Genomic DNA, 2,486 nt, shown 5'->3' with positions numbered 1-2,486 from the left:
CAGTTCCCCGCGCCCCTTACAGGGGCGCCCCGAAGGGGCGCGTTTTTAGGGGCGCGGGGAACTGCGCGCTCAGCCCAGCACGGACCGCAGACAACAACACACCCTTCAAGGGGCGCGGGGAACTGCGCGACAAGCCCCCACCCGCCCGCAGACAAACACCGGGCCCAAAAGGGGCGCGGGGAACTGCGCGCTCGGCCCAGCACGGTCCGCACACGACAACGCACCGTGGCGCATCTCACCCGCACCGGGGCCCGGGGGTGTATTCCAAGCCCCCGCCCCACCCCGCCCCGCCAATCCACGGCCTGGCACCCCGTGCCGCATTCCGATGGAAGCCGGGGCTCCGCCCAGAACGCCCCGCCCGGGTGACCCGCGCCGCAAACACCGCGCGTCCCCCGAAACGCGCCCGTAAGGTGACCGTCATGCAGGTGATCCAGTCGACCAAGCTCGCCAATGTCTGTTACGAGATCCGGGGCCCGGTTCTCGAAGAAGCCATGCGGCTGGAGGCGGCAGGTCACCGCATCCTCAAGCTCAACACCGGCAATCCCGCCGCGTTCGGCTTCGAGTGCCCGCCGGAGATCCTGGAGGACATGCTCCGCAACCTCTCCGGGGCGCACGGGTACGGCGACGCGAAGGGCCTGCTCTCGGCGCGGCGCGCGGTGATGCAGCACTACCAGACCAAGGGCATCGACCTCGACGTCGAGGACATCTACCTCGGCAACGGTGTCTCCGAGCTGATCCAGATGTCGATGCAGGCGCTGCTCGACGACGGCGACGAGGTGCTGGTCCCGGCGCCGGACTACCCGCTGTGGACGGCCTCGGTCTCGCTGGCCGGCGGCACCGCCGTGCACTACCGCTGCGACGAGCAGTCCGACTGGATGCCGGACCTCGCCGACATCGAGGGCAAGATCACCGACCGCACCAAGGCGATCGTGATCATCAACCCGAACAACCCGACGGGCGCGGTGTACGACGAGGAGATGCTGCGGTCGCTGACCGAGATCGCCCGCCGCCACAACCTGATCGTCTGCTCGGACGAGATCTACGACCGGATCCTCTACGACGGCGCCACCCACACGCCGACGGCCGTGGTCGCCCCGGACCTCATGGTGCTGACCTTCAACGGTCTGTCCAAGAACTACCGGGTGGCCGGATACCGCTCCGGCTGGATGGCCGTCTGCGGCCCGAAGGCGCACGCCTCCTCGTACATCGAGGGCCTCACCATCCTCGCCAACATGCGGCTGTGCGCCAACATGCCCTCGCAGTACGCGGTGGCCACCGCGCTCGGCGGCCGCCAGTCCATCGAGGACCTGGTGCTGCCGGGCGGGCGGCTCCTGGAGCAGCGCGACACGGCGTACGACCTGCTCACCCAGATCCCGGGCGTGTCCTGCGTGAAGCCCAAGGGCGCGCTGTACCTCTTCCCGCGCCTGGACCCGGCGGTCTACAAGGTCAAGGACGACCGCCAGATGGTCCTCGACCTGCTGCGGGCCGAGAAGATCATGGTCGTGCACGGCACCGGCTTCAACTGGCCCGAGCCCGACCACTTCCGCATCGTGACGCTCCCCCCGGCGCAGGACCTGGCCGGGGCCGTGACGCGGATCGGCAGCTTCCTGGACGGCTACAGCCAGATGTAGCAGGGCTCCTGGTTCCGCTCAACTTTAGACAGAATCTAAGATAGGATGGTCTCCTGTAACAAACAGGAGGCCATCTCATGTACGAGCCGATCCGGACCAAGTCGGTGCACAGCACGATGGCCGCCGACGCCCCCATTCCGCACCGCTCCCGCGGGGAGGAGCTGGACATCCAGCTCGCCGGGCACCTCGCGGCGCTGCTCGCCGTCACCGACGAGCTCGGCCTGGCCTCGGCCGGGGACGCGATAGCGCGACAGGTCGCGCGGCTGCGGGGAGGTATGCCGCCGGTGCGCCACGCCGGTCTGAGCGGCGCGTCCCCGGCCTCGCTGCACGAGCGCGCGCACGCCCTCGCGGGCCGCGCCCTCGTCGTCGCCGCCTCGCGCGCGGACACGGCAGCCGCGATCCTGGCGGCGGAGCGCATGGACGCCCACTCGGCGGCGCTGGCCCTCACCGCCGCCCCCTGATCGGCCCCGGTCCGCGCGCCGCGGAGGTCCGCGGACCGGGGTCCCTCCGCGCTCCTTCTTGGCCCGGTGTTCGTCCGCGGGCCGGTGGGGGCTGATCGCGCAGTTCCCCGCGCCCCTTCTTGGCCCGGGGTTCGTCTGCGGGTCGTGGTCGGCCGGTCGCGCAGTTCCCCGCGCCCCTTCTTGGCCCGGGGTTCGTCTGCGGGTCGTGGTCGGCCGGTCGCGCAGTTCCCCGCGCCCCTTTTCGGCCCGGGGTTCGTCTGCGGGTCGTCGCTGGCCGGTCGCGCAGTTCCCCGCGCCCCTTACAGGGTGCGTTGTCGTCTGCGGGTTGTCGCTGGCTGAGCGCGCAGTTCCCCGCGCCCCTTACAGGGGCGCCCCGAAGGGGCGCGTTCAGGGG

Annotated in this window: 2 protein-coding genes; both read left to right on the top strand. The window is 70.9% G+C overall.

Going from position 1 to position 2,486, the window contains the following annotated elements:
- Positions 1-419 precede the first annotated feature (419 nt).
- The gene (locus ACFWA7_RS39870; RefSeq protein WP_385828061.1) at positions 420-1,631 is read left to right on the top strand and encodes a pyridoxal phosphate-dependent aminotransferase; all 1,212 of its coding nucleotides are present in this window, start codon (positions 420-422) and stop codon (positions 1,629-1,631) included.
- A 77-nt stretch (positions 1,632-1,708) separates the two neighbouring features.
- Complete coding sequence (locus ACFWA7_RS39865) at positions 1,709-2,092, top strand: hypothetical protein (protein WP_385550314.1); 384 nt, start codon at positions 1,709-1,711, stop codon at positions 2,090-2,092.
- Positions 2,093-2,486: the final 394 nt, after the last annotated feature.

This window comes from Streptomyces sp. NPDC059994, from assembly GCF_042737755.1.
Taxonomy (GTDB): Bacteria; Actinomycetota; Actinomycetes; order Streptomycetales; family Streptomycetaceae; genus Streptomyces.
This window is presented reverse-complemented; position numbering and strand designations above follow the sequence as displayed.